The organism is Cupriavidus sp. H19C3, from assembly GCF_049393815.1.
Lineage (GTDB): Bacteria > Pseudomonadota > Gammaproteobacteria > Burkholderiales > Burkholderiaceae > Cupriavidus.
Genome location: NZ_CP184987.1, coordinates 53,050 through 78,761, shown reverse-complemented (window position 1 = coordinate 78,761; position 25,712 = coordinate 53,050). Strand labels below are relative to the sequence as shown.

The window sequence follows — 25,712 nt, the reverse complement described above, 5'->3', positions numbered from 1 at the left end:
CCTCTAGTTCCAGCGACCACTAGAAATGGGGGGAATACCCCGCAACCCTTTGATACATCACAGCAACCTCAAATGCGAATGAAGCCGAGTCCCATATTCTGTGAATGCAGCATCCCTCGTCGTGCTCGCTCACAAGCTGTGCCGTTAGGGAGTAAAGGACAACCGGCGGTGTGGCTTATCCCCGCGATCTCTATTTTAATCGTTATTCTTACGATTCTTGCGTACTACATTGGTGTCACGCGCCAAGATGTGTACATGGGACAACGAGGGATCGACTGGAAATTGCTCCGACTGGACAAACCAGACTTCGTATACCTTGGTGTGATTTCGACAATGGATTCTTTTGTCGCCGCGCTAAATGTCATCAGTCACAACTGGTACGTGCTCATAGGTCTAGCCTCGATCGGCTTCTTTCCCGCCGCTTGTTTTGTAGCGGCCGACCGGCTACGCCGGATGAAGGAGTCGCCACAGAAAAAAACGTTAAAGCCTTGGCAAAAGGACACGCTGTTCATGGCCTTCGCGGCACTTAGCATGCCAATGACATTATTTGCCGGTATGGCAATCCTCGCATTTACGCTTATTATACCCGCCATAATCGGAGAAACGGCTGCAAAGCGCGAGATTGCAAGGGAACGTGCTATTCTTCAGGCGGGGTGTGATCAAATTCAAGCTTACAGGTGCTTCGAGCTTTTAGAATCGTCAAAAGTCATAGCTCGTGGATTTCTTCTTACTGCGGCAAAAGGCCAGGTATTACTTCACGATGGCGCGGGTGCATCGCTATGGTCCCTGGACAAAAGGGATCTTGTTATTGCGAGTGCCCAATCAAAGATTGCAATTGAGACCAACATCAAAGATGCCGTCGCTCACGCGCGCGCAAAATCCAAAACTTCAGCTCAGTAATGCGTGTGAAGCAGGGTGGTGAGTCCACGGCGTTGCGCGCGCAAGCGTCACGGTGGAATGCGCAGGCTCTTATGATTAGCAGGTTCTGCTTGAACTCCAACCATTCCGTTTCGGCCGGCAACTTGCAAAGTTCGCGGACTAGACTCACCAGTTTATCGGCGGCGGAAGGCGTGCTCATATCAAGGGACACGTCGTGGCAGTGCGAAGAGTTCGAGATCTTACTTGACCCAGCACCACGATGACTGAACAAAGAGGAGCGTGGTGACGCGCTGGGTCAACAGCGCCGCCAGGGTTCCGGACGCGGCGCCCTGCCCCGCCGTATCTCCGCCCGCCGTTGGCGGCGGCGCAGTTGCCGCCATGGCTACCACCGGGAGGGCTGTCGCGCCGGTCTCATCTAGCGCCACCCGGATTTCCTTGTGCAGGAATGCCCGCAGGCCGCCGTCGAGCAAGGCGCCGCGCTCGGCCTCGGCGGCCGCTGTCGGCGCGGCCTTGCGCTCGGGATCACGGCGACCACGGTCTGGCCGCTGGGCGACCGGGCCACGCCGGCGGCAGCCAGCAGCCGCCGGTAGACGGAGGCGCCGAAGGTGCGGCCGGTGAAGCGGTCGATCGCGTCGAAGGCGCTGCGCAGGAAGGCGCGGTTGTCGGCGTGGGCGACATCGAGCTGCTGCAGCGCGCGGAATGGTTGGCCGTGTCCCCTCGTCCCGGTTTCTTCGGAACACAAATGCCGCGCGGATAACCAATTGCATAGCACGGGCTGTCATTGCGATCGTTCCAATGCGCGCATAGCGCTGCAAATAACCGCGGGCTTAACGGCTGCGGCCGCATCAGTCTATCCTGGCGCGCCTTGCGCGACGCGCAGCCATGCCGCAAACCGTGCGACCTCTCTGGCATACGCGCGTCGAGTCGCGGAATCGCCACGCCACTGCGCCATCGCCGGCCGGCCTCGTCGTCACGGGATGCGCATACGATCGGTTCGCTCTGCCCGCTTTGCCAGGCCAATGCGGCTGGGGAGTGCGCATCGCATGGCGCAGATCGCATGACGCCGTGTGACATCGTAGCAACTGGATCGGTGGCGTCGGTGGCGACGGCACCGTGAGGGAACCCACGCCCCACTCGTGCGACGTTTTCGTAGGACTGCTGCGAGCGGGAAGCGATTAGCTGGGCAGCAACGACCGGCGGGCATAGCGGCAACGTGGTGCGCGACGTGATGCTGTCCGCCGTGGAGCAGCGCTTCGCCACTCTCAGCGGTATGCCGTGCGCATTCGTCACCATGGAGCACGGTGCGGCGCGTTACGGGGGCATGCTCCACCAGCTTGCGATGGGCCGGGGCCGGGATATCTCCCCCGGAATCCCCGTCGGCTCCGTGGCTCACCGCCTCCGTTCTGCTGGCATCAGCGCCGTCGAAACGGGCGAGGTTTCACAAGACATCTGGCACCTTTCTGCTATACTTGGCCAAGTAATTGGACAACTCCAACGGATAACCATGCGTACAGTTCACTACTCCGATGCCCGCAACAACCTGAAGGCGGTCATCGACCAAGCCATTGCTGATCACGACGGTGTGTTGATCACCCGCCGCGACGCGCCCAACGCTGTCATCATGTCGCAGGAACAATACGATGGCTGGATGGAAACCATGCACCTGCTGAGTAGCCCGGCCAACGCGAAGCATCTAATGGAGTCCATAGAGCAGTTGCGTCGGGGTGAAGCGGTCGAGCGGCAGCTGATCGATCCGGGCAAGGCATGACACGGAGCGTACTGTTTACGGCGAATGCCTGGGAAACGTACCTCTACTGGCAAAACCAAGATAGAAAGACCCTCAGGCGCATCAACATTCTCATTCAGGACGCGCAGCGCGATCCTTTTGAAGGGATCGGCAAGCCCGAAGGATTGAAGGGTAACCTTTCGGGCTTCTGGTCTAGGCGCATCGACGATGTCAATCGGCTCGTTTATGTGGCCGATGACGAAGTGCTCCGCATAGTCAGTTGCCGATTCCACTACGGCGATAAATAAGCCCCGGTCCATTCCGCCAAAATCCAACGAGCTGGATTCGTTCGCTCAAAATTGTTCCATCGCGTCGAACGCATCGGGCGAAGCCGCCGCCCACGCCCGCTCGGTAGCAGGTACATATACGGGTCCTCGCATTTTGTATGCGCATAAGAATCCGACTCCGGCACGCCTCAGGAATCGGATCGGGCGTCTGTTGTTGGCGTGACATCGCATGCGCGATGCGTGCTTTTCACACATGACGCGCAGACGGGAAACCGGCGGCTCGTGAGCCGCCGGTTTCTTCTCGCACCCTTCGTCTACGGTGAGAGGGGCCGCGACGGAGGGCCGGAGCAACTATCGGTTAGACCAGGGCGCCGTCGGTGTAGACGTCGACTTGGCGGGCGCCGTCGTAGAACGAGTTACGCGGGCGGTTCACGTTGCCGGCCACCAAGCGGGCACCGTCGAAGTACGGGTCACGTGCGCCTTGTGCAGCTTGAGCGGCACCACCAACGAAAGCAGCTGAGCAGATAACGGCGCAGCGTTTCCTCGCCGTAGTCCTCCACGCGAGAAATGGTCCCGGACTGTCGCCCCTGCCTGAGGACCCGTGTCCCTTGCTTGCAACCAAGCCGCACGCTATCTCAGATTGCCGGATCAGCGTGCGCCCGAACGAACGTTCAGCAATACCGGTCGCGCGATATGTCGAGATCGGACGCCGTGATCGCGATGTGATTGATCGTACGTGTCAACGCCAATCGAATGTTGCATGGATGCGGCGGTCGAAAATTGCATGGTCGGGGTCTGTCACGTGATAGCTCTCGTTCGCCGGGAGCGCCGATTTGAATCTGGTGGATCTAACAGGTCGTCGCGCAAAGCGCGAAGATGCTCGGCATGTTCACGCATGCGATAACTGTTGCCGCGGATGTTCACCAGATGGCAGTGATGGAGGACTCGATCGATGAGAGCCGCTGCCATGACTTCGTCGCCGAACACAGAGCCCCATTCCTCAAATCCCTTGTTTGACGTCAGTACCGTCGATGCTCGCTCGTAACGCCGATTCATGAGCTGGAAGAAGAGCACGGCACCCGAGTGAGTGATAGGCAAGTAGCCGATCTCGTCGACAACCAGAACCGCCGGGTGAGAAAGCACAGCCATCTCGCGATCAGCCTTGCCATCGCCGCCGCGCAGCGCGGTCGTCGCGTGTACTACGGCACGCTGATCGATCTGATCGGGTCTCTCGAAGGTACTCGAGAACGCGGAGTTCGCGCGCTTCGCCGCACACTGGGGTTTCCGCATCCGGGCCTGTCGTCCGCCCTTGGGGCGTTGGTCTTCGACCACCACGGCCTTCATCTGATCGAATAACAACTCGACGGGCACACCGCCAAAAAAGGCGAATGCTTGCTCCAAGCCACGCATCAGAACCCCCATGCTCTGACGTGAATAGAACTGCAGCCAAAGACGTCTCGAGTAGCTCAACACTACGAGCAAGGCGTATCGCTTGCCCCACGGCAAACGAAACTCGGCGAAGTCGACCTGAGCCTGGCGGCCCGCGGGAGTCTCGAAGCGCACGACCGGCTCCGGCACTGCGCCCGGGCGAGCCTTGCGTACGAACTCCTTAACCTGCGTATAGCCGCCCTCATACCCGGCCGCGCGGATCTCCTCGAACAAGCGCGTAGCACTCAGCCTTGGATACTCCGCCAGCCTCGCTGTGATGATGCCGCTGAACCGATCGAGCTTGCGCGGCACCACCGGCCGAGGACCGTAGCGCACCGGCGCTTGGTCCCGGCCTCGGTCTAGTTGGCCTGAATCAATCCAGTAGTAAAGCGTGCGAAGGCTCACGCCCAGTTGCCGGGCGATCTCAGCCTTGGGCAGGCCTTGCTCCAGGTAGTGACGCAATAGCACGCGTTGTTCCCTCCCGTACATGGCCAGCTCCACACTCTCTCGTGAAGCCACCACCTTGCACGACCGTGCAAAATTCGTCCGCCAATACCATGCAATTTACGTCCGCCACCCACACGTACGCGCAGGCCATGCATGTACTCTGTCCACCGGACCTCCTTGATTGAAAGGCCCGCAACGGCTTCCGTTCTCACACCGGAATGTCGGACTAACGCGCGTGAGGCGTTGCAGCGCACTGTCCAGGTACTACTGTAAGACTCAGTACGGGTATAGCGCGCATGCGATACGTGTAGCGCAGCGATATGCCCTCGATGCCGAGGGTGAACACATCAGGGTTTCGACAAATCGATTTTTCTAAGATCGGCTTGGCGGACTCCATAAAGCTTCCGACGCCAGGCGACTTGGCGTCATATCCTTTGATCGCCAGATCGAAGGAGACTTCGTTGCCTTCCTGCAGACTACAACTCATCAGATAGGTTACCTCGTCGATCTTGTGAGGCGCCGTGCGATTAAGTCGAGCACACGCCTGCTCTATGCGCAATCGTAAGTCGCGACCTCCCTTCAAGTCCGCGCTATCACCCCTCGGCCGAACTGGCGTTCCATAAACTGTTCCAAGCAACATCGAATCAAGGGACTGCGGCGCCCCATATGCGGGCCCCACGTGGCACAACAAGAAACTCAGCAAGCCGCATGATACAAACCAGCGACGAGCCTCAACGCACCCACTTTTCATTGTCCCTTGTCCATGGTTGTTAGCGCCGATGTAAAACTGACCCCCTAGCGCCGAAGTAAAACTGACCCACCTGAGCGAGGATGGCAGCTTTTTCAGGGCTGCCAATGCTGACTCAGGAGCAAGCAGTGGAGATACGAGTATTGGCCCGAAGGGGCGAGAGCGTCAGAGCGATCGCCAAGCAATTGGAGTGCTCTCGCAACACGGTACGCCGGTACCTTCGAGACGACGGGGCACAACGATATGGACCACGTGAGCCCCGTGCCTGTAAGCTCGACGAGTACAAGGGGTACCTGCAGGAGCGGATCGAGCAGGCTCGCCCCCGATGGATTCCGGCAACCGTGCTGCTGCGTGAGATTCGCGAGCGCGGATATACCGGCGGAATCAGCCAGCTCAAGGCATGGGTAGCGCCATTCAAGACGAGCGAGCCCGAACCCTTGGTCCGGTTCGAGACGGCGCCAGGCAAGCAGATGCAGGCCGACTTCACCTATGTCCGCCGTGGCCGTGACGCTCTGCTGGCGTTCGTTGCCACGATGGGCTACAGCCGAGCGAGCTTCGTAAAGTTCGTCGCCGCGTCCGGCGAGGATGCTGGCACGCTCTGCACAGGCTTGCGCGAAGCCTTCGACTACTTCGGTGGCGTGCCCGAGCACGTGTTGTTCGACAACACCAAGGCAGTGGTCATTGAGCGCGATGCATACGGCGAAGGCCTGCACCGATGGAACAGCGACTTGCTAGAGTTGGCCGAAGCCTGCGGCTTCACGCCGAGGCTGTGTCGGCCTTATCGCGCCAAGACCAAGGGCAAGGTGGAGCGCTTCAACGCTTACCTCAAGGGCAGCTTCGTGGTACCACTGGCGGCAACGGTGGAAGCCAGCGGACTTCGTCTGGATGCGAACCTGGCCAATGTGCACGTCCGCCGCTGGCTCGACGAAGTCGCGAACGCCCGCATCCACGCCACCACCAAGGCGGTGCCCGCCGTGATGCTGGAGCAGGAACGAGCGGTCATGCTTGCGGCGCCAGCTCTCAAGGCCGTTCCGCCAGAACGTCAGCGCGTGGCCGTGCCGGTGGAGAGCTTGCAGCACCCGTTGGCGGTGTACGACGCATTGCTGGAGTTGGCCCGATGAGCTTGCAACATGACCGTATCGTCGCGCTGTGCGACCAGCTCAAGTTGGCACGTCTCGCCAGTGACTGGGCAGCGCTGGCGCAGGATGCAGCGCGGCAGGAGAAGAGTTTCGCCGACTTCCTTGAAGCCGTGCTCACCGGCGAAGTGCAGGCACGCGAGGAGCGCAAGCGCACCACGCTGAGTCGGCTGGCAACGATGCCCGCCATCAAGACGCTGGAGCAGTTCGACTGGACGCAGGCCGCGGGAGCACCCAAAGCCCAAATTATGGAGTTGGGCCATCTGACGTTTGTCGAGCGTGCGGAGAACGTCGTGCTCTTAGGCCCCAGTGGCGTGGGCAAGACACACATTGCACTGGCCCTGTGTCAGCGCGCGGTGATGGCGGGACACAAGGCACGGTTCATCTCCGCGGCCGATCTGATGATGCAGTTGGCAGCAGCCAAGGCTCAGGGCCGGCTACGAGAGTACTTCAACCGAGCGGTGCTGGGGCCAAAGCTGTTGGTGATCGACGAGATCGGTTACCTGCCATTCGGGCGTGATGAGGCCAATCTGTTCTTCAACGTAGTGGCAAAGCGCTACGAGCGCGGATCGATGGTCCTGACGAGCAATCTGCCATTCACGCAATGGTCAGGTGCGTTCGCCGACGATCAGACCCTGACCGCTGCCATGCTTGATCGCCTGCTGCATCATGCGCACATCGTTCAGATCATGGGCGAGAGCTTCCGTCTCAAGGACAAGCGCAAGGCGGGTCAAACGACCAGGAGAGCCCCGCTGACTTAATAAACGGGGTCGCACTATGGTGCGGCCAGTGGCCTGGGTGGGTCAGATTTACTTCGGCGATCTCAGCCAAAGTGGGTCAGATTTAGATCGGCGTTGACACATGGTGTACGGTCGCCGTCAGAAAAGCTATCAAGAAGTACCATCTGTGGGGGCTGGCGACTGTCGGCGCCTGTCTGATTTTTCTATGTGTTGAGCGGCGCTAACGTTCCGTCTAGGCTATGTGTGGGAGCTTTCAGTTCGCGTAGCCCGTAACGCCATCCCACGTGATCCTTGTCGCTGTGAGTACGAGCAAGCCGTAGCATGCTCGAAAAGCTGCCGCTGATTGAGTCTGTCACGCAGGCGCCCCGCGAGCCCGACGTCTGTTGGCACAGCGCGCATACTATTGCCCATCAGCAACACACTGGTCCGGCAGGGCGCGCCAGCGTGAGCCATGGCACCGCCTTGATGATTTTGCCAACAGTGAAGAACAGACGAACATACTCGTCGCCCCTGCTTAGACGTAGTTGCTCAGTCCAAGCGGCAGCAGGTACGTTGCCCGGATCGCGCGTTCGAGCACCACGATGGTGGCGCACTCAGTCCGCCGCTCGCGATGTCGCCCCAGGCTAACCGACGTACCCCTCCGTTGGTCCTCGGGCCCAAAGGATGACAGTTCGCGACCACCGTCGCAGGTGCTAACGCGAGCGCCCATCTCTATTCGCTAGTCGAGAAGGCCAACCGTGTCGATCCGTACCAGTATCTCGATTGGTTTTTCTGAAACTTGCCACTGGTGACCACCGCGGACGACTACGCCGCGCTCTTGCCGCGGGCTATGACAGAGTTGCGCTGAGGGGCGTGGTTTAAAGGCTGCTTACCGTGAATCTCCCTCTTCCTGCAAGTTGTACAGCTCGCGCAGCCAGTTGGCGAAAGGAAAGATCGTTTCCGGCCATACGGCGCTGTTGCCGGTTTCCATGGTAGACCCCAGTTACAGCCCCCGGCATCTTGTCCATGCCGTTATATGTCGCCGAAACAAGAGCGCTTTCCTTACGTGACTCGACACCATGTTCCCTCGCTTTATCTTGATCGGAGCAGGGGATGGCTGAGAGGCTACCTCAGCTTAACGAAGGTAGACATGCCATCGATCGCCTCCCTTGCGGACGCAAGGGCTAGCGTGATCGCAACATGCGGTGCGTTGGCGAAATACTGGAGCAGAGGCGGCAATCGTCTCTGGGAACCCATTCCTGTACTGACCTGCGTGATGGTCACGGTGGCAAGAAAGCGTGGCTGAACCTGGTCGGCACTCGATGCGCGACGTACGCTTGCAGATACCTTGAAGCCTTTATAGATCGTGTTGTTCTGAGACATGTTGGTCTCCTTTCGTCACCGAGCATACGCTAATAACCCTGCAGTGTCCGATCTATTCCCGAGGGCGAAGAAGATTCGTTCATGATATGCCGATGGCATGATCACCTATCTTGTAAGTGGACTAGGACGCAAGGCAACTGCCGCCTAGAATGCGAGTACGGCGTCGCAAGGCCAGGTTCGACATGGAACGCCCGGCGCTCGTTTCCTGGCTTACCCTTTGAGATCGCGATGACGGTGACTCTTCGCTGTTCACATGGGTATTCGGTCACATGTGACTCTGCTCCTTCGCCCTGTTTAGCAACGTAGGTCTGGCCCGCTTCCCGCCCCATGCTGTCCGCAGACCAATTGCAATCCTTGTAGGGCGATCTTTTGACTGTCCCGCCGCGATCCACTGGCGATCCTCGACGCTGCCTACAGCGTGAAGGGTCACCCGATTCCAATGGTAAGTGGGCAATCCTGCAGTCTTGCCCCTGTACCGTCTCACCAATACAGAGGGAATTAAGATGCCTTACCATGCCACGAACTTCATCTATCGGCCCCTTCCACATACGCCGATGCTGGACTGCCGATGGAGCGGCCCCACGTATCTGAGGACACAAGGACTCTCTTAAAATAAGGGATAGTCTTGTGCCTATCAGTAAGCCTAGTCATTACGTGGAACCCATCGAAATTCTGACCGAGCCGGAGCGCCGTCGTCGGCGCACGGCGCAGGAAAAAGTCGCTATCGTGCAGGAGACGCTGGCCCCTGGCGCCTCGGTGTCTGCCGTGGCCCGGCGGCATGGCGTGAATCCGAACCAGGTGTTCGGCTGGCGCAAGCAATACCAGGAAGGCAGTCTGGCAGCGGTGCAAGCTGGCGAAACTGTAGTCCCGGCATCGGAGCTGGCCGCCGCGATCAAGGAAATCAAGGAACTGCAGCGCCTGCTTGGGAAGAAGACGATGGAAGTCGAGATCCTGAAGGAGGCTGTTGAGTGGGGCCGCTCAAAAAACCTGATTGCGCGCTCGCCCTTGCTGCCGGGGGACGACCATTGAAAACGGTCTGCGAAGTTCTCGGCGTAGCGCGCTCCGGTGTGGCGGTGAAACGGGTTCGTCCGTCCGATTGGCAAGATGGTCGCAGCGCTAGAGTGACTGACGACACGGAACTGGTCGAAGAAATCCAGGCCCACGTCGCGCACCTGCCAAGCTACGGCTACCGGCGCATCTGGGCGCTGCTGCGCCGCACTCGCGAGCTGGTCGGCGCACCGCGCACCAACCACAAGCGCGTGTATCGGGTCATGCGCGAGCATCATTTGTTGCTGCGCCGTCCCGGCGTGCGCCGAGACACTCGGCGGCACGACGGCCGCGTAGCCGTGGACACGAGCAATAGCCGCTGGTGCTCCGACGGATTCGAGTTCCGGTGCGACGACGGCACGCCGCTGCGCGTGACCTTCGCACTGGATTGCTGCGACCGAGAAGCGATTAGCTGGGCGGCAACGACTGGCGGCCATAGCGGGGACGTGGTGCGCGACGTCATGCTGGCTGCCGTCGAACAGCGCTTCGGCACCACGCATGCCCCGCAGCCCATCGAATGGCTTACGGACAACGGCTCGGCCTACATCGACCACCGCACGCGCAGCTTCGCTCGCGAACTGGGCCTGGAGCCGCTGACTACGCCGGTACGTTCACCGCAGAGCAATGGCATGGCCGAATCGTTCGTGAAGACCATGAAGCACAACTACGTCGCCTATATGGACAAGGCCGACGTGCCAACGGCACTCTCTCGCCTGGCCATTGCGTTTGAACACTACAATGCGCGCCACCCGCACAAAGCCCTGAAATACCGCTCACCGCGTGAGTTCAGACGGACTGCAGTGTCATCAACCTAGCGGTGTCTGCGTGTCCTGAGGTACAGGGGCAACTCCAGTGCGCGGTGCGCCGACCAGCTCGCGAGTGCGGCGCAGCAGCGCCCAGATGCGCCGGTAGCCGTAGGTTGGCAGGTGCGCGACGTGGACCTGGATTTCTTCGACCAGTTCCGTGTCGTCAGTCACTCTAGCGCTGCGACCATCTTGCCAATCGGACGGACGAACCCGTTTCACCGCCACACCGGAGCGCGCTACACCGAGAACTTCGCAGACCGTTTTCAATGGTCGTCCCCCGGCAGCAAGGGCGAGCGCGCAATCAGGTTTTTTGAGCGGCCCCACTCAACAGCCTCCTTCAGGATCTCGACTTCCATCGTCTTCTTCCCAAGCAGGCGCTGCAGTTCCTTGATTTCCTTGATCGCGGCGGCCAGCTCCGATGCCGGGACTACAGTTTCGCCAGCTTGCACCGCTGCCAGACTGCCTTCCTGGTATTGCTTGCGCCAGCCGAACACCTGGTTCGGATTCACGCCATGCCGCCGGGCCACGGCAGACACCGAGGCGCCAGGGGCCAGCGTCTCCTGCACGATAGCGACTTTTTCCTGCGCCGTGCGCCGACGACGGCGCTCCGGTTCGGTCAGAATTTCGATGGGTTCCACGTAATGACTAGGCTTACTGATAGGCACAAGACTATCCCTTATTTTAAGAGAGTCCTTGTGTCCTCAGATACGTGGGGCCGCTCCAAACCATAAGTTGCGAGTGCCGGTAGGCGCATGCTATTGCTTCTGTCATGTGTCTTTTCGACCTCGCTTAATTGGTCGCGATGCAGATACACCCCCTCCACTGGCGGAACGTTGACAAGCTTGGGCGGCCCCCCATCTCTTCCTTGGTCGACGCCGAATGCACCAATCAGGCCGACCAGTTCCCCTTCTGACGTAAGCCCCCAAGCAGCCAGATGCCAAACCGTCGGAGGTGCTGTTTTGTTCACATTTGAATGAACGAAGAACCATTGTCTGCCGCGATGATTTGCCCTGTACGCAGCAGAGAAGTGGCGCCTGCCCATGCCATCGCAACCCGTTGAAGGACAATCCACGGTCTCCGTCCCTGCTGCCGCCATACCGCGTGCAAACTGGCCGCACATCTCACCGGCCGCGCTTAGTCCACCCCCGGCTCCCCCGCAAAATCGTCACACCACCGGACCGGCATCCAGGCGTAGCCAAGAGCGCAGTCGAGGCGGAGGCGGTGATATGGGTACTCGCGCTTGATGCTGACGCGCAGATGCGTGCAGCGCCGACACATCCACATGTCTGCAATGACGTACTCGGGCTCCCTCGGCCCCTGGGCCTGGAAGCCGGTTCCCGACCCCATATCGGCCCCCGAATACTGTATATACATACAGCATTCGGAGGCCCTAGCCTAGACCCAACTTTCCATTGATGTTGATACTATTTTTTAGTATCATTGAGGCCATGAAAGCCAAGCACAGAAAGACGCTAGATCTTATCTTTTCGCGGCCGACCCCGGCAGGAGTTAAGTGGCCCGACGCAGTGGCTTTGATGCAAGAGCTAGGAGCGGAGGTCGAAGAACGAGAAGGATCGCGTGTTGCGATTTTCTTGTTTGATCAAGTAAAAGTGATGCACAGGCCGCACCCTAACCCAGATATGGACAAGGGCGCCGTTGCATCGTTGCGCAAGTGGTTTGAAGACAATGGAGTAAAGCCATGATCAATGTTATGGAATTTGGTAAGTACAAGGCTCTGATCATGTTCGACCCTGAGATCCAGATGATGCGGGGCGAGTTCATCAATCTGAACGGGGGCGCCGACTTTTATGCGGCGGACGTCGAGAGCCTGAAGCATGAAGGCGAGATTTCGCTGAAGGTTTTTCTGGAAGAGTGTGCGCGTCGCGGCATCGAGCCGACCAAGGCCTACTCGGGACAGTTCGTGCTTCGCACGTCCAAGGAATCGCACGAGGCGGCTGCTATCAAGGCCGCATCTGAAGGCGTTAGCCTGAATCAGTGGGCATCCAAGGTGATCGACCAGGCCGCGTTCGCCTAAACCGCCGTAGCCGACGATACGACCGCGCCATCGAGCGCGGTTTTTTTTGCCCTCAAGCATGACGGCGGCCAAATGGGGCTGTGCAGTAGCATGTAAGGATTGCGATTAGGCCGACTATGTGTGTGAACTACGCTCCGGTACAGCGCCAAGTTCTGCGTGACATCTTCGGCGTCGAGCTGCCGGCGGACGAATGGAGATCTGATGTGTGGCCAGACTTCCTTGCGTGGCACCCTGCCGGTGTCAGCGTGCGCAGATAACTACCGCTCGCGCCGCTACGATTCCTGTGCCGGCTGCGCTATCGGGCGCGAGCACGCCGGAGAGGACGCGGTAGGGGCGAAGTCGGCGCCCCCTCCCCCGCCCGTGGTGCCGAGGATGTGCATCCGATGTGGGCAGACGGGAATGACAGCGGAGCGACTGATCGGCCGGTTGCGGCTCGTGCGAGCGCACACGATCTGCGTCTCCTGCTACAACCGGGAGCGCGAGGTCGTTCGTGGCGTCAACGCCAAGGGGGCCACGCCCAAAAAATGGGCGCTCGTCCTGAAGGTCACCACATTGCTGGTCAGCAAGGTCAACGCTCTAAAAGTAATATCCATTGGCCTTACAACGGGCGCGAAAGAGATGGTGGGCTATGTCGAGCGCTGCTGGCCAGGTTGGACGTTGTGCCTCGCGGAGTATGGGGACAGGCTGGTCGACGAAGCGGAGATAAACGCGCTGCTCGGGAAAGCGCCGGGAGAGAAATCGAAGCCGGCACGGCAGCGCGTTCCGAAGGGGAAAGTTGCCGTCCCCGTCCATGGTTTTGCCGCACGATTCGGGCTGCAATGAGGCTCGATCTGCGATACCTTGCGGCCGATACAGTCTCGGGCGCCAATAGGATTCGTATTGAACTCCAACGCCGAAGCCGCTATCGGAGCCGACGCTGCAACGCGGGAAATCAGCGAGATGATGACCCGGCTCGGCGAGGTCACGCGCATGCAGATCGAGGATGATCTGCGGTACTACAGCCGTCCAATCGCAACTCTATTGCACCCCGCATTGGGGGCTTTCGTGGCTGGAATGCTGATCGGCAAGTTCTGGCTCTAGAGACGCTGGAATTCGCCATTTACGACCCGGTACGGACGGCTTGCAGACTGCCCCAAGTTTCTTCGGCATATGCCCTTACAGCACTGCTATATTCTTGGCACTCGACGGTAAACCGTCCAAATAACTTCTTTGATGGACCAAAGCGTTGACGTCCTCGGCTACTACGGCACCGGGCGACGCTGATTCGCTCAATGGATGAGGGGATGAAATGTCAGGGCTGGTGTTGGAACTCCAGAAAGATGCAATGGATGCCGCGGTTCCCGTGTCGGCCCTTCTACGCAAGGCACTCGTCGTTTCGCGGAAGCTAGGGCTGACCGATATGAGCGACTGGATAGATTCAGAACTCAACGGATATAAGGCCGACGATGAATCGCTGCCCGAGTATCGATGGATTCGTGGCGAATTGAAGGCCCGCAATCCATATCATGGGTGGATACCCCTATACGTTCCGAAGAGGCTCGATTTTCTGACCTGCCGGAACACCAACCAGTCCATAACAGAGATCGAGAACCTCATAGGCGGAGACGGAACGTTGTGCATGCCATTCTCTAACGAGGTGCAGCAGCAATTGATGGCATCGATGGAGGTGCCGCTCCAGCCAGCGTTTTTCTGCCAAAGGACGGATCTGGTTCGCATAGCTGATGCCGTTCGGAATACCATCTTAGAATGGGCGTTGAAGCTTGAGTCCGAGGGCGTACTCGGACACGGCCTGAGCTTTTCTGCCGAAGAGAAGGGCAAAGCGCTGTCGGCCGCTTCCGGCAATACCTACCAGCACATACAGCATCAAACCGTGATCGGCTCCATGCACGACTCACAGTTGCAGCAAGGTACCCAGCACTCCAGCCAGAACTATCAGAAGTCGAGCATGGACAGCGCTGCAATTGCCGCCGTGATTGCTCAAATTCGTGAGGCGATTGCCACGGCGGCGCTGTCTCCCGACCTCAAAGCGGAAGTCGTGGCTGATCTGGCTACCGTTGAAGCCCAAGCGAAAGCACCACGGCCGAAAGACTCAATATTGCGTGAGTCGTTTCGGAGCGTTCGCACCATACTCGAGTCAGCCGTCGGCGGTGCGCTCGGCAATGCCGCGCCGGCGCTCCCCGGAGCCATTGATGCGATTACCAAGATTCTTGGCTAACGACGGCAAAGGAATGATTCGGTCCGGTCCCCGCCCACGGGCGCCCCGTTAGCGCCACCCTAGAACTCCGAATCCCCGATCTGGTACGTTTGAGAGTTGCCATTCGGCAAGGTGTATAGCGTGAATCTGATGTTATCCCACTGCGTGCCGCCGTCCTCGAGCTGTTGCTCTTGCAGAGTCATGGGATCGGTCTTTAACTTGTTTCCTCGCGCGCGCCGGGGCGAGATTAGATCGGGTACGCGGTGGTCCGCAATGTACGAATTTCGAAGGGAGTTTTTGTACGGGCGTGGATGCAACAGGTTGCCAAGCAGGTTGCCCGGATGAGCCACAATCAACGCCGCAGCAGCCCTTCTAAGACAACGGCAGCACGGCACGGACGGAATTCCCTCGACGTTCTTAATTGCGATCGGGGACGACGTCAAGACGAACGAAGTCGCATGGTTGAGGATGGCGATCGACAGGCGCATCGGCGCGATGAGCGAGGCGGATATGGCGCGCTTTGAGCGTCAGCGGCTAGACGGCGATCGCGCAAGTGAACTCTTGCTGATCGATGCCAAGCGGGTGGTGATGCGCGACCTCAGCTCCGTATTGGCGGATTCGCACATGTTCGTCATGGACTGGACGCCGAGGGTCCATTTCAATGTGAGACACCAGGATGAGGATGCCCAGCGTCCACCAAAATCCCCGTGAGCGTAGGGAACGCGCGATGCCTAGCTTCGGCACCCGGCGCCGGCATTCCTAGTTTTTGCCTTCCGCGGGATCGCCGTAGATCGCCTGCACAAAGCTGCGCGACATGTGGTGCCCGATCTTGCCAAGATGTTGGAAGTATTCGTCATCGCCGCCCGGGAAGCGGATCCCGAAATTGATGTCCTCAACGCGCTCGCAGAAGTCCCGGAGCGACCCAGTGTCAAGCGCATCCGAAATCTGAGCCACTTCGCGCGCCCGCGCGCAAAGTAAATGTGAACCAGTTGTTCAGTTCTTCGTTGCTGGCACGTGGCCGGCCTTGCGTTGCTGTTTCAGCCGATAACTATCTCCTTTGATTTGGACGATGTGCGCGTGATGCAGTATTCGGTCCAACATTGCCGCAGTCAGCGTGGTGTTCCCGCCAAAGGTCTGATCCCATTGGGTGAACGGAAGATTGCTGGTAAGGATCATGGAGCCGCGTTCATATCGCTTGGCCACGATCTGGAAGAAGTGGCTGGCTTGGTCGCCTGACAGAGGTAAGTAGCCGATCTCGTCAACGATTAGCAGGCGAGGGCCGAGGATGTTGTGGCGCAGGACGGCGTCGTAACGCTCCTGACGTCTGGCGGCCTCGAGCTGCAGCATTAGGTCGGCGGCGGTGATGAACTTGGTCTTGATCCCGGCCTGTGTGGCCGCGTATCCGATCGCAATTGCCAGATGAGTCTTGCCCACTCCGGAGGGACCGAGCAACACCGCGTTCTGGCAGCGCTCGATGAACCGTAGCGTCGCCAGTTCGTCGATCAACTTCCGAGGCGCTCCCACAGCAAAGCCGTAGTCGTACTCGTCCAGCGTCTTGACGGTTGGGAACCCGGCCATGCGAACCAGCGTTTGGCGTGAGCGAACCTGTCGGGTATCACGCTCATGTTCCAGTACGTGCTCCAGATAGTCCATGAAGCTCCAGTCCTTGTTCACCGCGTCACCGGCCATTGCGCGATAGGCCTGCATCAAGCCTTCGAGCTTAAGCGCCTGACAGTGGGCATCGATTCGCTCCTGTTGCAGGTTCATGCTCGTACCTCGGTCAGAAGTTGCTGATAAACCGAGAGGGGGTGTTGCAGCGTACTGTCCAGCAGTGGACCGACCGATGTGACATTCATGATCTGAGGGGGCTGGGCGAACGCTGGTAGCTCACGCAAGAACGGCCGTTCTTGTTGAGTGAACAACTCCGCTGGCGCGTGGCCAGTCACCGGATGCACACGCTGGTTCGCCACGTCGCGCAACCACTTGCCGACTTCGGCGTTAGCCGTATCGACATCCAGTATCAGGCCCGACTGCTTTAGCCAACTGGTCAACGGCACGTAGAAGTTGCCGCGCAGGTACCGATGAAAGCGTTCGACCTTGCCTTTGGTCTGGGCGCGATATGGACGACAAAGGCGTGGGATGAATCCATAACGCTTGGCAAGATCGAGAAGTCCGGGATGCCAGCGGTGCTGTCCCTCTGCATATGCATCACGCGAATCGACAATGGTCTTGGCGTTGTCGTACAGAATCTCCCGCGGAACGCCACCTAGGGTCTCGAACAGTGCGTGGTGACAGGTCATAAGCGTCTCTGCCCGCTCGTTCGTGGTGAACCTGGCCCAGCGCCAGCGGCTGAATCCCAGCGTCGCGGTGAAAGCGTAAAGGGGGTCCGAACCACGGCGGAAGACGACGAAGTCGCATTGCATCTGCTGGCCCGGCGCCGTCTCGAACCGCACGATCGGATCGGACGCGTGTATAGGCTTATGCGCGTGCATAAAAGCCTGCAGACTACGTAACTGCCCTTGATACCCTCGCGCCCTTAACTCGCGCAGCAGCGCGGGTGCTGCAATCCACTCCGGAGCGGCCGCTTGCATGCGCTCCCGAATGTAGTCGTGAAACGGGTCAAGCTTGGTGGGCCGAGCGTCGCGTTGCTTGTAGCGGGGGACGTCATCTGCAGCCAAGTAGCGAGTTACGGTATTGCGAGAGACGCCCAGCCGTCGCGCGATCTCGCGCAGCGACAGCCCTTGGGCCTTGAGCACATGGATCTGCATCCACTGTTCCTTCAAAAGCATCGTCGGCCTTCGCGCGGAAAAGGCAGACTGTACGGAAAAGTGGTTCAGATTTACCTTGCGCGAGGTGGCTCAGTTTTACTCTGCGCGCAACACCAGCAGGAAACGACGTCTTTTTGATCTGGTGTTTTGCTATCCGGATGACGCTCAGATCGTGCGGCGTACCGTTCGTCCCCCACTCCCACATGCCATGGATCAGAGCGTTGCGGTAGTCCTGCAGCGCGACGAGCGCATCTGCCTGCCTCAATAGGACAGCACCTCGTTCACCGCCCGCCTTTTCGGCGACCCGTTCTCTCCAAAGCCTAAGCATCCCTGAGAACTGGAGGTTGTTCACTTCCTTAGGCAACTGGTCGAGTGTATGCCCTTCAAATGTCCCAAGCGTTTGGGCAAAGATCTCGTACTCGATCGCCCCCCATTGGGCCATGATCTTGCCGATGAAGAAGGTTTCTTCCTCCGTGAGTTCGGGGCTCAGGACTATGCGCATGGCGGCAGATCAGGGTTGTCGTTGGCTCATATCATACGACTACGCCTCCCCTCACCGGCCGTGCGCGCTGAGTAACGCACGATTCCAAGCTGACCACTAAACCGCGCACTATCAGGCTGGTCGCGTCGCCATCTGCTTCCAGTCCAGGTTACAGCGCCGCGTCTGGCACGCTGATAACGCTCGCCGCGTGTACGCCACCGTGGTGGGCTGCACCAATGAAAACGGCGCCCGTAGGCGCCGTGGTGCAGCAGCAAAGGCCGCTCCTCACAGGAGGTTCTGCTGGAGCGGGAGCCGGTGTTCCAACACCTTGACGATGATCGAATCGGTCACCAATTTGCCATCGCTGACGCTCTGCACTTGCCTGAGATCAACCACCAGCACGTCGCCCTTCCCGAAACGCTCGCCGGCGTCGATTTTCTTGACGAACTCCTCGTCTTCGATCGACGCGTGGAACGTCGCAACACCATCATGGACGCGCCACTTGTTGCCATCTTTGAAGGTGAGCGACTCGATAAGCAGCATCTTGCGCGACGTCGTGTCCGAGACGATCACCGCGTCGGTGGTTGGCCTAGCCCGGTACAAATCAATCTCGAAGTCAAACACCTTAAGCAGCACTTCGTCATTCATGACCACGCCGAAATCGGTGATGCCGTCGCGCTCAAGGGGCGAGAGGACCTTCTCTAGGCTGCCGCGCACGGTGGTGCTGCGATACAACTTCAAGACCCGGGCGTCCACCTCGATTGACTCCGTTTGCGTGATCCAAACCGTCGCGAACTCGCCCTTCTGCTCAATGCGGACCGGAGCGTGGCCCTTGAGGGCACGCAGAAGGCCAAAAAGGCCCCCGCCGACCATGCCTAGCAGCCCCAGAATTCCGCCCGCGTTGGCCAACGCCGTGGCGGTGCTGCCTGCGAACATATCCCGAATTTGCGCCAGCAGGTGCTGGGTGGCGACGAGGTCGATGCCGAAGGAACCCGCCCGGAAGGTAGCGTTGACCTGCACGCGAACCTCGGCAGCTTCGCCGTTTATTTCCTTGTTGGCCGCGGTGAAAAGGTCCGCGAAGGCAACAAGCGCCGGAGCGAGGTCGCGGACGTCCATCCGGTGCTCTGCTAGCGCCGGACCGTCGTAGACGATGTTGAATCGCTCGTGGTTGCTCATTTCCATAGTTTATCTGACCCCGCTGAATGTTTCCTAGCGCGCGAGGCTACCGTATTAACCAACCGGGGGGAATGCCGTCGGCGGGGGGTGTTGGCCCGTAGGGGATGTACTATTCCATACCCCACGGAGCGGCCATGTATTTAACGGCTCTATGCAGGGAAAAGTACACGGTATGTGAGGGGCCTCCGCTATCGACCGGAAGCGTACAGGAGGATGGGGACGCTCGCGCGGCATACATTCCGGGCATTACAAAACCGTAATTGCCGGAATGTCGGCCCACCGCCCTGCCCTACCCCACCGGCCGCCCCCCTCAGTCGGGCAGCAGTTCGAGGTGCAACGCACCGGTGCGTCGCCTCACTTCCGTTTCCGCTGCCAGGCGTGCAGCGGCATCCAGCTTGTCCAGGCGTGCCAGGCAATCCGCAGTGACCTGGAGCGTCGCCAAGCTGATGCCGGCGCCGGCGTGCTCCGCCAGGAACGCCGCGTACTGGCCCAGAGATGCTGGGGTGAGGGCCACTTCCATTTTCCATCCTTGTCATCGAGCGTGAGGGCCTTAGGGCGGCTGCGGTTCACCGTGATGGCGGTAGGCACCGGCTGCCCTCGCACGGGCTCGTCGAGCGCATAGCTGCGCCGCTCAAGGTTCTGAACCTTATCGAAGCCACGGGAGAGCGTCTCGAAGACCTTTGCCCCCTCGATGTCGTTGCTCCTCATGGCCACATAGGCGATCGAGCGAAGCGCATTAGTCTCCGACCGGTGGGTCTTCAGAATCTTTTTGCGCTGCTCAAGGGCTTCCTGAACGACTGAGAGACGCGCGTCGGCATCCCCTGCACCGCTCGGAACCATGGGCACCGTGGGCTGATTTGGCGGCTCCTTGAGGCGATCCTGCAGGGCCCTCACGCGAGCGGTGTCAACTTCGGCCGCGCGTTCGGGGCTCGGTGCAGGCTCCCCGGCCGTTTCTGTCGAAACCTGCTCAGCTGCGGTCTTTCCCATCTCCCGCGCCTCGATGGACTTCTGCCACCCCTCCTGCGTGGCCTTCTTGTGCACCATTTGCTTTGAGACACCAAGCAATTTCGCGATGGCGGCAAAGCTGGCAGACGGGTCGCCCTCGTACTGGATCCGCGAGGTACGCCAGTCCTCCTCGGACACGGGGGTGCGCTTCGGGCGGTTGAGGGGTAACTTGTGGGGAGCGCAATCGGTCATGACGCTGAGGTTGACGTCACGAAGAAGCGGTCAACAACACGGTCTTCGACGTTTTTGTGGCTGCTGCATGCAGACTGATCGGTTACCTGTTCCTGAGACTGCGCTGCGAACCGGCGCAGCTGCTGCTCGGCTTCGTGCGTAGGCCCATGATGGAGGAGAATTTCCGACGCACCCTGCTACTGTCGCGCGGCGACTTCAGCGTGTTTGTGACACGCCCGCTATCGACGGGGCTGCTGATCGCCGCGGTCGCGCTCGTGGCAGTCGTCGCGCGTCAGCTTTCAAACATCGTTGACAGCATTAGGTTGACGGCGGTATAGAAGCTCCGTATAACGGACCGGGCAGGCTCTTCGAGCCCACGACACCTGGAGCAAAAGCTCGCTTCTATGGGGCGTTTCTGTCCCAATGCCATCCACTTCCCCTTAGCAGGCGATTTCGTCAATACAGGCCAACCCTATTGACTGTTGGCACCCACCCATCTGCGGGGAAAGCGCATGTTTGCTGTGTACCTTTTCCAGCTTCTTCTTTTTTGTCCTCTCGCAGCTTTTCGAGCGGCGCCAACGGCGAAGAAAAACACCAAGCAGAGCGCTCTGCCTGCTGAGCACACTAAGCTATTCGATGTCCTTGTTGGTAATGGTGACCACGCTGGCATCGTTGGTTATCCAAAACTAGAAGGTCGCAGATGACGGCTCCTCGTGGAGAGATCCGTGTGCCCGCTGCCTGCAATCCCGATGTTCCTTCGGCCGGCCGTAGATTGATCGACGAGGATTCACAATGCGTTCATCAATAAGATGGAAATGCGAAAGCTACCGCGGCATGTACATACACGTCGTCGCGTTCGAAGTTTCCACTGTGCCGATTCCTCTCCGACTCCCCTGGCCAAAGTGGGACTACGTGATGGCCGTTCGCTACACGGCGGATAAGGACGATCGCATGTTCTGCGAGTCTTTCGACCAAGCGGATGACTACTTCACGCGCGAGGCTGCAGAGCAAGCGGCCTTCCACTATGGTCGGTTTGCCGTGGACATTATTCAGGGATTAGGTTGAGGTGGGGAGGAATGCTGACGCAAAAAGGGCCTTTACCGAGATCCAGGGGGAAAATCCAATCCTCTCGGATACCCCCTTAAACTGGCCAAGCGCCTAGACGCTATTCAGACGTTGCCCGCGGCCTCAGTGCCCCAGGCAGGGTAAGCCCCATCTGTGCCGGCTGCTGGCTTGGCGGGTTGCCGATCAGCATTCACCTGCGATTCGGCCCCTCGTGTGGCGTAGGACAGAAGGCGTAGGACAGAACCGGACATCAGCCTTGAGTTCCAGCGCGCACGATGACAGGGAGAGAGGCCATTGACGTTGCGACGTGACGGTGACCCTCCCTTGAAACATTATTTTTCTACCGGGGTCTTGTCATGGATGCGCTTAACATACGAAGGGTGGAGCATTATCGAGGTCTGATACTGCAGATGGTGGTATTTCTGAATGATGTCGATGGTCAGCAACGAGGCCAACATGGGTGGGGATACAGCGTGGCAGTTGGAGAGCCAGCGGATGCAGAGAGTCCATATTTATGTGGGCCCTACTATCACTCGTCTCCATACCGGTCTTCCGCGGAGGCGGATACAGCATGCTTACAGCGCGGTCACCTTGCCGTTGACATGCTACTTGGCACTATTTGAGACTGGCATGCGCCCGCTGCCGAGCGAACCGGCGCCGCAGCAAAAGCGATAAAGGCGGCCGCACGTTTTGACTGGCGCGCCCGGCACGTGCTGCCGTTCGTAATTTGCCCATTCCGGCTAGACCGCAGAGGCGCCCCCATCACGCGGCCCGGCTTGCTTTTTGCAGAGCCTATGCTAGTTTAAAAAAATGTCGTAGGCCAGTCGGCGGCCTCGCCGCTCACGTGAGATCGCGTGGGCGTTTGTCGTCATAGCTGCCCACCCAGCATCATGCACATCGTCCTCTTCCGCCATGGCACTCGGGCGCTTTTTCTGCGCGCCGACCACGAGCTCATCGATTGCCCTCCGCACGTCCGCTTGTGGCTGGGCGGCCCCGTCACCGAAGCCCGCACGCTCCTGACTGTTAGCGCCGATGTAAAACTGACCCCCTAGCGCCGAAGTAAAACTGACCCACCTGAGCGAGGATGGCAGCTTTTTCAGGGCTGCCAATGCTGACTCAGGAGCAAGCAGTGGAGATACGAGTATTGGCCCGAAGGGGCGAGAGCGTCAGAGCGATCGCCAAGCAATTGGAGTGCTCTCGCAACACGGTACGCCGGTACCTTCGAGACGACGGGGCACAACGATATGGACCACGTGAGCCCCGTGCCTGTAAGCTCGACGAGTACAAGGGGTACCTGCAGGAGCGGATCGAGCAGGCTCGCCCCCGATGGATTCCGGCAACCGTGCTGCTGCGTGAGATTCGCGAGCGCGGATATACCGGCGGAATCAGCCAGCTCAAGGCATGGGTAGCGCCATTCAAGACGAGCGAGCCCGAACCCTTGGTCCGGTTCGAGACGGCGCCAGGCAAGCAGATGCAGGCCGACTTCACCTATGTCCGCCGTGGCCGTGACGCTCTGCTGGCGTTCGTTGCCACGATGGGCTACAGCCGAGCGAGCTTCGTAAAGTTCGTCGCCGCGTCCGGCGAGGATGCTGGCACGCTCTGCACAGGCTTGCGCGAAGCCTTCGACTACTTCGGTGGCGTGCCCGAGCACGTGTTGTTCGACAACACCAAGGCAGTGGTCATTGAGCGCGATGCATACGGCGAAGGCCTGCACCGATGGAACAGCGACTTGCTAGAGTTGGCCGAAGCCTGCGGCTTCACGCCGAGGCTGTGTCGGCCTTATCGCGCCAAGACCAAGGGCAAGGTGGAGCGCTTCAACGCTTACCTCAAGGGCAGCTTCGTGGTACCACTGGCGGCAACGGTGGAAGCCAGCGGACTTCGTCTGGATGCGAACCTGGCCAATGTGCACGTCCGCCGCTGGCTCGACGAAGTCGCGAACGCCCGCATCCACGCCACCACCAAGGCGGTGCCCGCCGTGATGCTGGAGCAGGAACGAGCGGTCATGCTTGCGGCGCCAGCTCTCAAGGCCGTTCCGCCAGAACGTCAGCGCGTGGCCGTGCCGGTGGAGAGCTTGCAGCACCCGTTGGCGGTGTACGACGCATTGCTGGAGTTGGCCCGATGAGCTTGCAACATGACCGTATCGTCGCGCTGTGCGACCAGCTCAAGTTGGCACGTCTCGCCAGTGACTGGGCAGCGCTGGCGCAGGATGCAGCGCGGCAGGAGAAGAGTTTCGCCGACTTCCTTGAAGCCGTGCTCACCGGCGAAGTGCAGGCACGCGAGGAGCGCAAGCGCACCACGCTGAGTCGGCTGGCAACGATGCCCGCCATCAAGACGCTGGAGCAGTTCGACTGGACGCAGGCCGCGGGAGCACCCAAAGCCCAAATTATGGAGTTGGGCCATCTGACGTTTGTCGAGCGTGCGGAGAACGTCGTGCTCTTAGGCCCCAGTGGCGTGGGCAAGACACACATTGCACTGGCCTTGTGTCAGCGCGCGGTGATGGCGGGACACAAGGCACGGTTCATCTCCGCGGCCGATCTGATGATGCAGTTGGCAGCAGCCAAGGCTCAGGGCCGGCTACGAGAGTACTTCAACCGAGCGGTGCTGGGGCCAAAGCTGTTGGTGATCGACGAGATCGGTTACCTGCCATTCGGGCGTGATGAGGCCAATCTGTTCTTCAACGTAGTGGCAAAGCGCTACGAGCGCGGATCGATGGTCCTGACGAGCAATCTGCCATTCACGCAATGGTCAGGTGCGTTCGCCGACGATCAGACCCTGACCGCTGCCATGCTTGATCGCCTGCTGCATCATGCGCACATCGTTCAGATCATGGGCGAGAGCTTCCGTCTCAAGGACAAGCGCAAGGCGGGTCAAACGACCAGGAGAGCCCCGCTGACTTAATAAACGGGGTCGCACTATGGTGCGGCCAGTGGCCTGGGTGGGTCAGATTTACTTCGGCGATCTCAGCCAAAGTGGGTCAGATTTAGATCGGCGTTGACACCTGACGCCGGACACACCCATGTCGGGTATTCAGCCGGCCCTCGTGCTAGGCGAAATCGAGGCACACGGCTTCTGTGCGCTAGACGAATTTGGCGTGGAACGGGAGTTCGCAGTGCCTCCGCACAAAGCGTCGTTCCCGGCCTCGACACAATCCTCTGCGGCGGCCTAGTGCAAGGCGCCTCCTATCAACTTCTACGATCCGTCTGCAGTCGGGCGGGAACTGTTCTATATCAGCCTGTTCGAGGTACTACGGGAGGAGGGACTCATCGCACTGGTCAACGCATTGCGCAGTGAGCGTGAACGACATCATTGCACGACCTTGGTGTTAGACAGACTGCTGATCGCGAAAGACAAGGCAGAGTCCGTGCTCGGCGTCAACAGGTTCGTGGCCGAACTGCAAAGTCATGCCGCCTTCACCGGCTGCACGGTGCAGTTCCTGACCAGCGCCTCTATCGACGACCTGAGCCCCGAGCACACCATGGTCGATGGGGTCAAACGGCCTAAGGAAGAACTGTTGGGTATCCGTACGGTCCGTCAGTTGCGTATCTCCAAGTCCCGAGGCAGCGCCGCGCTTGGGGGCTTGCACCAGTACAGGATTTCAGGGCGGCATTGACGTGTATCCCGGCTCGAGGCGCTTCTTGGCGTGCCGTCGAGCGAGCAAGGGATGCGCGACGAGCGCATTGAGACAGGGGTCCATGGCGTGGAACAGTTGATCGGAGGCGGCCTGCCACCCTCGGCTTGTCACCCTGCTGATTGGCCCTGCCGGCAGCGGCAAAACGACCTTCGGTCTAAGCTATGGCGTATAAGTAGCTTATACCAGTACCGGTAATGACCTCGTCCGAGCGCAATACCGATGCGAGTCGAGATTTCGTAGCCGACAACAATGCCCTACAGCACGGTCTCGCCGGTGGCGCCGACGTCTTGGCCAGCGGCAATCGTGGATGCCCCCGGGCGATACATGGCCTCCTTGAAGCTGTCGTCGATCTCCGCCGCGTGAGCAGCCGCGCCATTGATGAGCGCCGCCGCTCCGGCGGTCGTCGACTTGCCGGAAGCCAGTCTTTGCGTTCCCCTGCCGCAGCTCGTCCGCAAGCACCCACTCCAGGATCGTGACTGCCGCATGTTGGGTGCCCGGATAGACCGCGGCATGTCAGTCCACCAAGGCACGCTTATTGCGTGGCTTCCGCCGGAAGCGGGCCGACCCAAATTACAGGGCA

General features: G+C 59.7%; 26 protein-coding genes and 4 pseudogenes. 19 read left to right on the top strand and 11 right to left on the bottom strand.

Going from position 1 to position 25,712, the window contains the following annotated elements; genetic code table 11:
- Nucleotides 1-168 precede the first annotated feature (168 nt).
- Complete coding sequence (locus DFLDMN_RS31230) at nt 169-900, top strand: hypothetical protein (protein WP_423200793.1); 732 nt, start codon at nt 169-171, stop codon at nt 898-900.
- A gap of 218 nt (nt 901-1,118) precedes the next feature.
- Here DFLDMN_RS31230 and DFLDMN_RS31225 read toward each other — a convergent pair whose 3' ends face one another.
- On the bottom strand, nt 1,119-1,349 hold the full coding sequence (locus DFLDMN_RS31225; RefSeq protein WP_423200792.1) for a hypothetical protein: 231 nt from the start codon (nt 1,347-1,349) through the stop codon (nt 1,119-1,121).
- Nucleotides 1,350-1,999: 650 nt separating this feature from the next.
- Here DFLDMN_RS31225 and DFLDMN_RS31220 point away from each other — a divergent pair.
- The 3 genes and pseudogenes from DFLDMN_RS31220 to DFLDMN_RS31210 form a co-directional block, all read left to right on the top strand.
- Nucleotides 2,000-2,138 (top strand): annotated as a pseudogene (locus tag DFLDMN_RS31220) (IS3 family transposase); the annotation flags it as partial.
- Between the two features lie 245 nt (nt 2,139-2,383).
- On the top strand, nt 2,384-2,647 hold the full coding sequence (locus tag DFLDMN_RS31215) for a type II toxin-antitoxin system Phd/YefM family antitoxin (protein ID WP_423194599.1): 264 nt from the start codon (nt 2,384-2,386) through the stop codon (nt 2,645-2,647).
- Entirely contained in the window at nt 2,644-2,913 is a 270-nt protein-coding gene (locus tag DFLDMN_RS31210) for a Txe/YoeB family addiction module toxin (protein WP_423194600.1), read from the top strand. Before DFLDMN_RS31215 ends, DFLDMN_RS31210 begins: the two co-directional genes overlap by 4 nt.
- 777 nt (nt 2,914-3,690) lie before the next feature.
- Here DFLDMN_RS31210 and istA (DFLDMN_RS31205) read toward each other — a convergent pair.
- A complete protein-coding gene (istA, locus tag DFLDMN_RS31205; RefSeq protein ID WP_423200791.1) occupies nt 3,691-4,821 on the bottom strand; it encodes an IS21 family transposase in 1,131 nt (376 codons plus the stop codon).
- Between the two features lie 801 nt (nt 4,822-5,622).
- Here istA (DFLDMN_RS31205) and istA (DFLDMN_RS31200) point away from each other — a divergent pair.
- The 3 genes and pseudogenes from istA (DFLDMN_RS31200) to DFLDMN_RS31190 all read left to right on the top strand — a co-directional run.
- On the top strand, nt 5,623-6,636 hold the full coding sequence (gene istA, locus DFLDMN_RS31200) for an IS21 family transposase (protein ID WP_423198292.1): 1,014 nt from the start codon (nt 5,623-5,625) through the stop codon (nt 6,634-6,636).
- Entirely contained in the window at nt 6,633-7,412 is a 780-nt protein-coding gene (gene istB, locus DFLDMN_RS31195) for an IS21-like element helper ATPase IstB (RefSeq protein WP_423196338.1), read from the top strand. The genes istA (DFLDMN_RS31200) and istB (DFLDMN_RS31195) overlap by 4 nt, the downstream gene beginning before the upstream one ends.
- Before the next feature lie 649 nt (nt 7,413-8,061).
- A pseudogene (locus DFLDMN_RS31190) lies at nt 8,062-8,238 on the top strand (transposase domain-containing protein); the annotation flags it as partial.
- Nucleotides 8,239-8,495: 257 nt separating this feature from the next.
- Here DFLDMN_RS31190 and DFLDMN_RS31185 read toward each other — a convergent pair.
- On the bottom strand, nt 8,496-8,753 hold the full coding sequence (locus DFLDMN_RS31185; protein WP_423200790.1) for a GTP cyclohydrolase: 258 nt from the start codon (nt 8,751-8,753) through the stop codon (nt 8,496-8,498).
- Between the two features lie 663 nt (nt 8,754-9,416).
- On the opposite strand from DFLDMN_RS31185, the gene DFLDMN_RS31180 reads away from it, so the two are divergent.
- Nucleotides 9,417-10,615, top strand: a protein-coding gene (locus DFLDMN_RS31180; RefSeq protein WP_423200804.1) for an IS3 family transposase whose coding sequence is annotated in 2 segments (ribosomal slippage) — nt 9,417-9,732 and nt 9,732-10,615 — 1,200 coding nt in all. Because the reading frame shifts where the segments join, the coding sequence is not laid out codon by codon here.
- Between the two features lie 48 nt (nt 10,616-10,663).
- On the opposite strand, the pseudogene DFLDMN_RS31175 reads toward DFLDMN_RS31180, so the two are convergent.
- A pseudogene (locus DFLDMN_RS31175) lies at nt 10,664-11,235 on the bottom strand (transposase); the annotation flags it as partial.
- 819 nt (nt 11,236-12,054) lie between these two features.
- Between DFLDMN_RS31175 and DFLDMN_RS31170 the strand changes: the two are divergent.
- From DFLDMN_RS31170 to DFLDMN_RS31145, 6 genes are all read left to right on the top strand, one after another.
- Nucleotides 12,055-12,309, top strand: coding sequence for a type II toxin-antitoxin system HicA family toxin (locus tag DFLDMN_RS31170; RefSeq protein WP_423200789.1), 255 nt, complete (start codon nt 12,055-12,057; stop codon nt 12,307-12,309).
- Nucleotides 12,306-12,641, top strand: coding sequence for a type II toxin-antitoxin system HicB family antitoxin (locus DFLDMN_RS31165; RefSeq protein WP_423200788.1), 336 nt, complete (start codon nt 12,306-12,308; stop codon nt 12,639-12,641). Before DFLDMN_RS31170 ends, DFLDMN_RS31165 begins: the two co-directional genes overlap by 4 nt.
- Nucleotides 12,642-13,040: 399 nt before the next feature.
- Nucleotides 13,041-13,463 carry a hypothetical protein gene (locus tag DFLDMN_RS31160; RefSeq protein ID WP_423200787.1) on the top strand — a complete coding sequence of 141 codons (423 nt, stop codon included), beginning with the start codon at nt 13,041-13,043 and terminating at the stop codon, nt 13,461-13,463.
- Between the two features lie 57 nt (nt 13,464-13,520).
- Entirely contained in the window at nt 13,521-13,721 is a 201-nt protein-coding gene (locus DFLDMN_RS31155; protein ID WP_423200786.1) for a hypothetical protein, read from the top strand.
- Nucleotides 13,722-13,929: 208 nt separating this feature from the next.
- The gene (locus tag DFLDMN_RS31150; protein ID WP_423200785.1) at nt 13,930-14,856 is read left to right on the top strand and encodes a hypothetical protein; all 927 of its coding nucleotides are present in this window, start codon (nt 13,930-13,932) and stop codon (nt 14,854-14,856) included.
- 447 nt (nt 14,857-15,303) lie between these two features.
- Nucleotides 15,304-15,546, top strand: coding sequence for a hypothetical protein (locus tag DFLDMN_RS31145; protein WP_423200784.1), 243 nt, complete (start codon nt 15,304-15,306; stop codon nt 15,544-15,546).
- A 48-nt stretch (nt 15,547-15,594) separates the two neighbouring features.
- Here DFLDMN_RS31145 and DFLDMN_RS31140 read toward each other — a convergent pair whose 3' ends face one another.
- The 6 genes from DFLDMN_RS31140 to DFLDMN_RS31115 form a co-directional block, all read right to left on the bottom strand.
- Entirely contained in the window at nt 15,595-15,789 is a 195-nt protein-coding gene (locus tag DFLDMN_RS31140) for a hypothetical protein (RefSeq protein ID WP_423200783.1), read from the bottom strand.
- Nucleotides 15,790-15,828: 39 nt separating this feature from the next.
- A complete protein-coding gene (istB, locus tag DFLDMN_RS31135; protein WP_423200782.1) occupies nt 15,829-16,602 on the bottom strand; it encodes an AAA family ATPase in 774 nt (257 codons plus the stop codon).
- Nucleotides 16,599-17,603, bottom strand: coding sequence for an IS21 family transposase (istA, locus tag DFLDMN_RS31130; RefSeq protein WP_423200781.1), 1,005 nt, complete (start codon nt 17,601-17,603; stop codon nt 16,599-16,601). The genes istB (DFLDMN_RS31135) and istA (DFLDMN_RS31130) overlap by 4 nt, the downstream gene beginning before the upstream one ends.
- The gene (locus DFLDMN_RS31125) at nt 17,500-18,105 is read right to left on the bottom strand and encodes a hypothetical protein (RefSeq protein ID WP_423200780.1); all 606 of its coding nucleotides are present in this window, start codon (nt 18,103-18,105) and stop codon (nt 17,500-17,502) included. The genes istA (DFLDMN_RS31130) and DFLDMN_RS31125 overlap by 104 nt, the downstream gene beginning before the upstream one ends.
- A gap of 264 nt (nt 18,106-18,369) precedes the next feature.
- Nucleotides 18,370-19,266, bottom strand: a complete 897-nt coding sequence (locus DFLDMN_RS31120; RefSeq protein ID WP_423200779.1) for a hypothetical protein — start codon at nt 19,264-19,266, stop codon at nt 18,370-18,372.
- Between the two features lie 348 nt (nt 19,267-19,614).
- Entirely contained in the window at nt 19,615-20,403 is a 789-nt protein-coding gene (locus tag DFLDMN_RS31115; RefSeq protein WP_423200778.1) for a hypothetical protein, read from the bottom strand.
- 80 nt (nt 20,404-20,483) lie between these two features.
- Here DFLDMN_RS31115 and DFLDMN_RS31110 point away from each other — a divergent pair.
- The 5 genes and pseudogenes from DFLDMN_RS31110 to DFLDMN_RS31090 all read left to right on the top strand — a co-directional run.
- Nucleotides 20,484-20,774: pseudogene (locus DFLDMN_RS31110) on the top strand (hypothetical protein); the annotation flags it as partial.
- Nucleotides 20,775-21,351: 577 nt separating this feature from the next.
- Nucleotides 21,352-21,501 carry a hypothetical protein gene (locus DFLDMN_RS31105; protein WP_423200777.1) on the top strand — a complete coding sequence of 50 codons (150 nt, stop codon included), beginning with the start codon at nt 21,352-21,354 and terminating at the stop codon, nt 21,499-21,501.
- A 1,108-nt stretch (nt 21,502-22,609) separates the two neighbouring features.
- Entirely contained in the window at nt 22,610-23,623 is a 1,014-nt protein-coding gene (istA, locus tag DFLDMN_RS31100; protein WP_423198292.1) for an IS21 family transposase, read from the top strand.
- Nucleotides 23,620-24,399, top strand: a complete 780-nt coding sequence (gene istB, locus DFLDMN_RS31095; RefSeq protein ID WP_423196338.1) for an IS21-like element helper ATPase IstB — start codon at nt 23,620-23,622, stop codon at nt 24,397-24,399. Before istA (DFLDMN_RS31100) ends, istB (DFLDMN_RS31095) begins: the two co-directional genes overlap by 4 nt.
- A gap of 463 nt (nt 24,400-24,862) precedes the next feature.
- Nucleotides 24,863-25,111 carry a hypothetical protein gene (locus tag DFLDMN_RS31090; RefSeq protein WP_423200776.1) on the top strand — a complete coding sequence of 83 codons (249 nt, stop codon included), beginning with the start codon at nt 24,863-24,865 and terminating at the stop codon, nt 25,109-25,111.
- 275 nt (nt 25,112-25,386) lie between these two features.
- Here the strand turns inward: DFLDMN_RS31090 and DFLDMN_RS31085 are convergent, their stop codons facing one another.
- Entirely contained in the window at nt 25,387-25,587 is a 201-nt protein-coding gene (locus tag DFLDMN_RS31085; protein ID WP_423200775.1) for a hypothetical protein, read from the bottom strand.
- Between the last annotated feature and the right edge of the window lie 125 nt (nt 25,588-25,712).

Bases quoted from the DNA above. Each gene is read 5' to 3' on its own strand.
- istA (WP_423198292.1), top strand. From the start codon at position 5,623: ATGCTGACTCAGGAGCAAGCAGTGGAGATACGAGTATTGGCCCGAAGG.
- DFLDMN_RS31170 (WP_423200789.1), top strand. From the start codon at position 12,055: ATGAAAGCCAAGCACAGAAAGACGCTAGATCTTATCTTTTCGCGGCCG.
- istB (WP_423200782.1), bottom strand. From the start codon at position 16,602: ATGAACCTGCAACAGGAGCGAATCGATGCCCACTGTCAGGCGCTTAAG.
- DFLDMN_RS31210 (WP_423194600.1), top strand. From the start codon at position 2,644: ATGACACGGAGCGTACTGTTTACGGCGAATGCCTGGGAAACGTACCTC.
- DFLDMN_RS31165 (WP_423200788.1), top strand. From the start codon at position 12,306: ATGATCAATGTTATGGAATTTGGTAAGTACAAGGCTCTGATCATGTTC.
- istB (WP_423196338.1), top strand. From the start codon at position 6,633: ATGAGCTTGCAACATGACCGTATCGTCGCGCTGTGCGACCAGCTCAAG.
- DFLDMN_RS31125 (WP_423200780.1), bottom strand. From the start codon at position 18,105: ATGCGCATAGTCCTGAGCCCCGAACTCACGGAGGAAGAAACCTTCTTC.
- DFLDMN_RS31145 (WP_423200784.1), top strand. From the start codon at position 15,304: ATGGCGATCGACAGGCGCATCGGCGCGATGAGCGAGGCGGATATGGCG.
- DFLDMN_RS31150 (WP_423200785.1), top strand. From the start codon at position 13,930: ATGTCAGGGCTGGTGTTGGAACTCCAGAAAGATGCAATGGATGCCGCG.
- DFLDMN_RS31185 (WP_423200790.1), bottom strand. From the start codon at position 8,753: ATGTCTCAGAACAACACGATCTATAAAGGCTTCAAGGTATCTGCAAGC.
- DFLDMN_RS31105 (WP_423200777.1), top strand. From the start codon at position 21,352: ATGGCCGTTCGCTACACGGCGGATAAGGACGATCGCATGTTCTGCGAG.
- DFLDMN_RS31215 (WP_423194599.1), top strand. From the start codon at position 2,384: ATGCGTACAGTTCACTACTCCGATGCCCGCAACAACCTGAAGGCGGTC.
- DFLDMN_RS31160 (WP_423200787.1), top strand. From the start codon at position 13,041: ATGACAGCGGAGCGACTGATCGGCCGGTTGCGGCTCGTGCGAGCGCAC.
- istA (WP_423198292.1), top strand. From the start codon at position 22,610: ATGCTGACTCAGGAGCAAGCAGTGGAGATACGAGTATTGGCCCGAAGG.
- DFLDMN_RS31120 (WP_423200779.1), bottom strand. From the start codon at position 19,266: ATGGAAATGAGCAACCACGAGCGATTCAACATCGTCTACGACGGTCCG.
- istA (WP_423200781.1), bottom strand. From the start codon at position 17,603: ATGCAGATCCATGTGCTCAAGGCCCAAGGGCTGTCGCTGCGCGAGATC.
- istB (WP_423196338.1), top strand. From the start codon at position 23,620: ATGAGCTTGCAACATGACCGTATCGTCGCGCTGTGCGACCAGCTCAAG.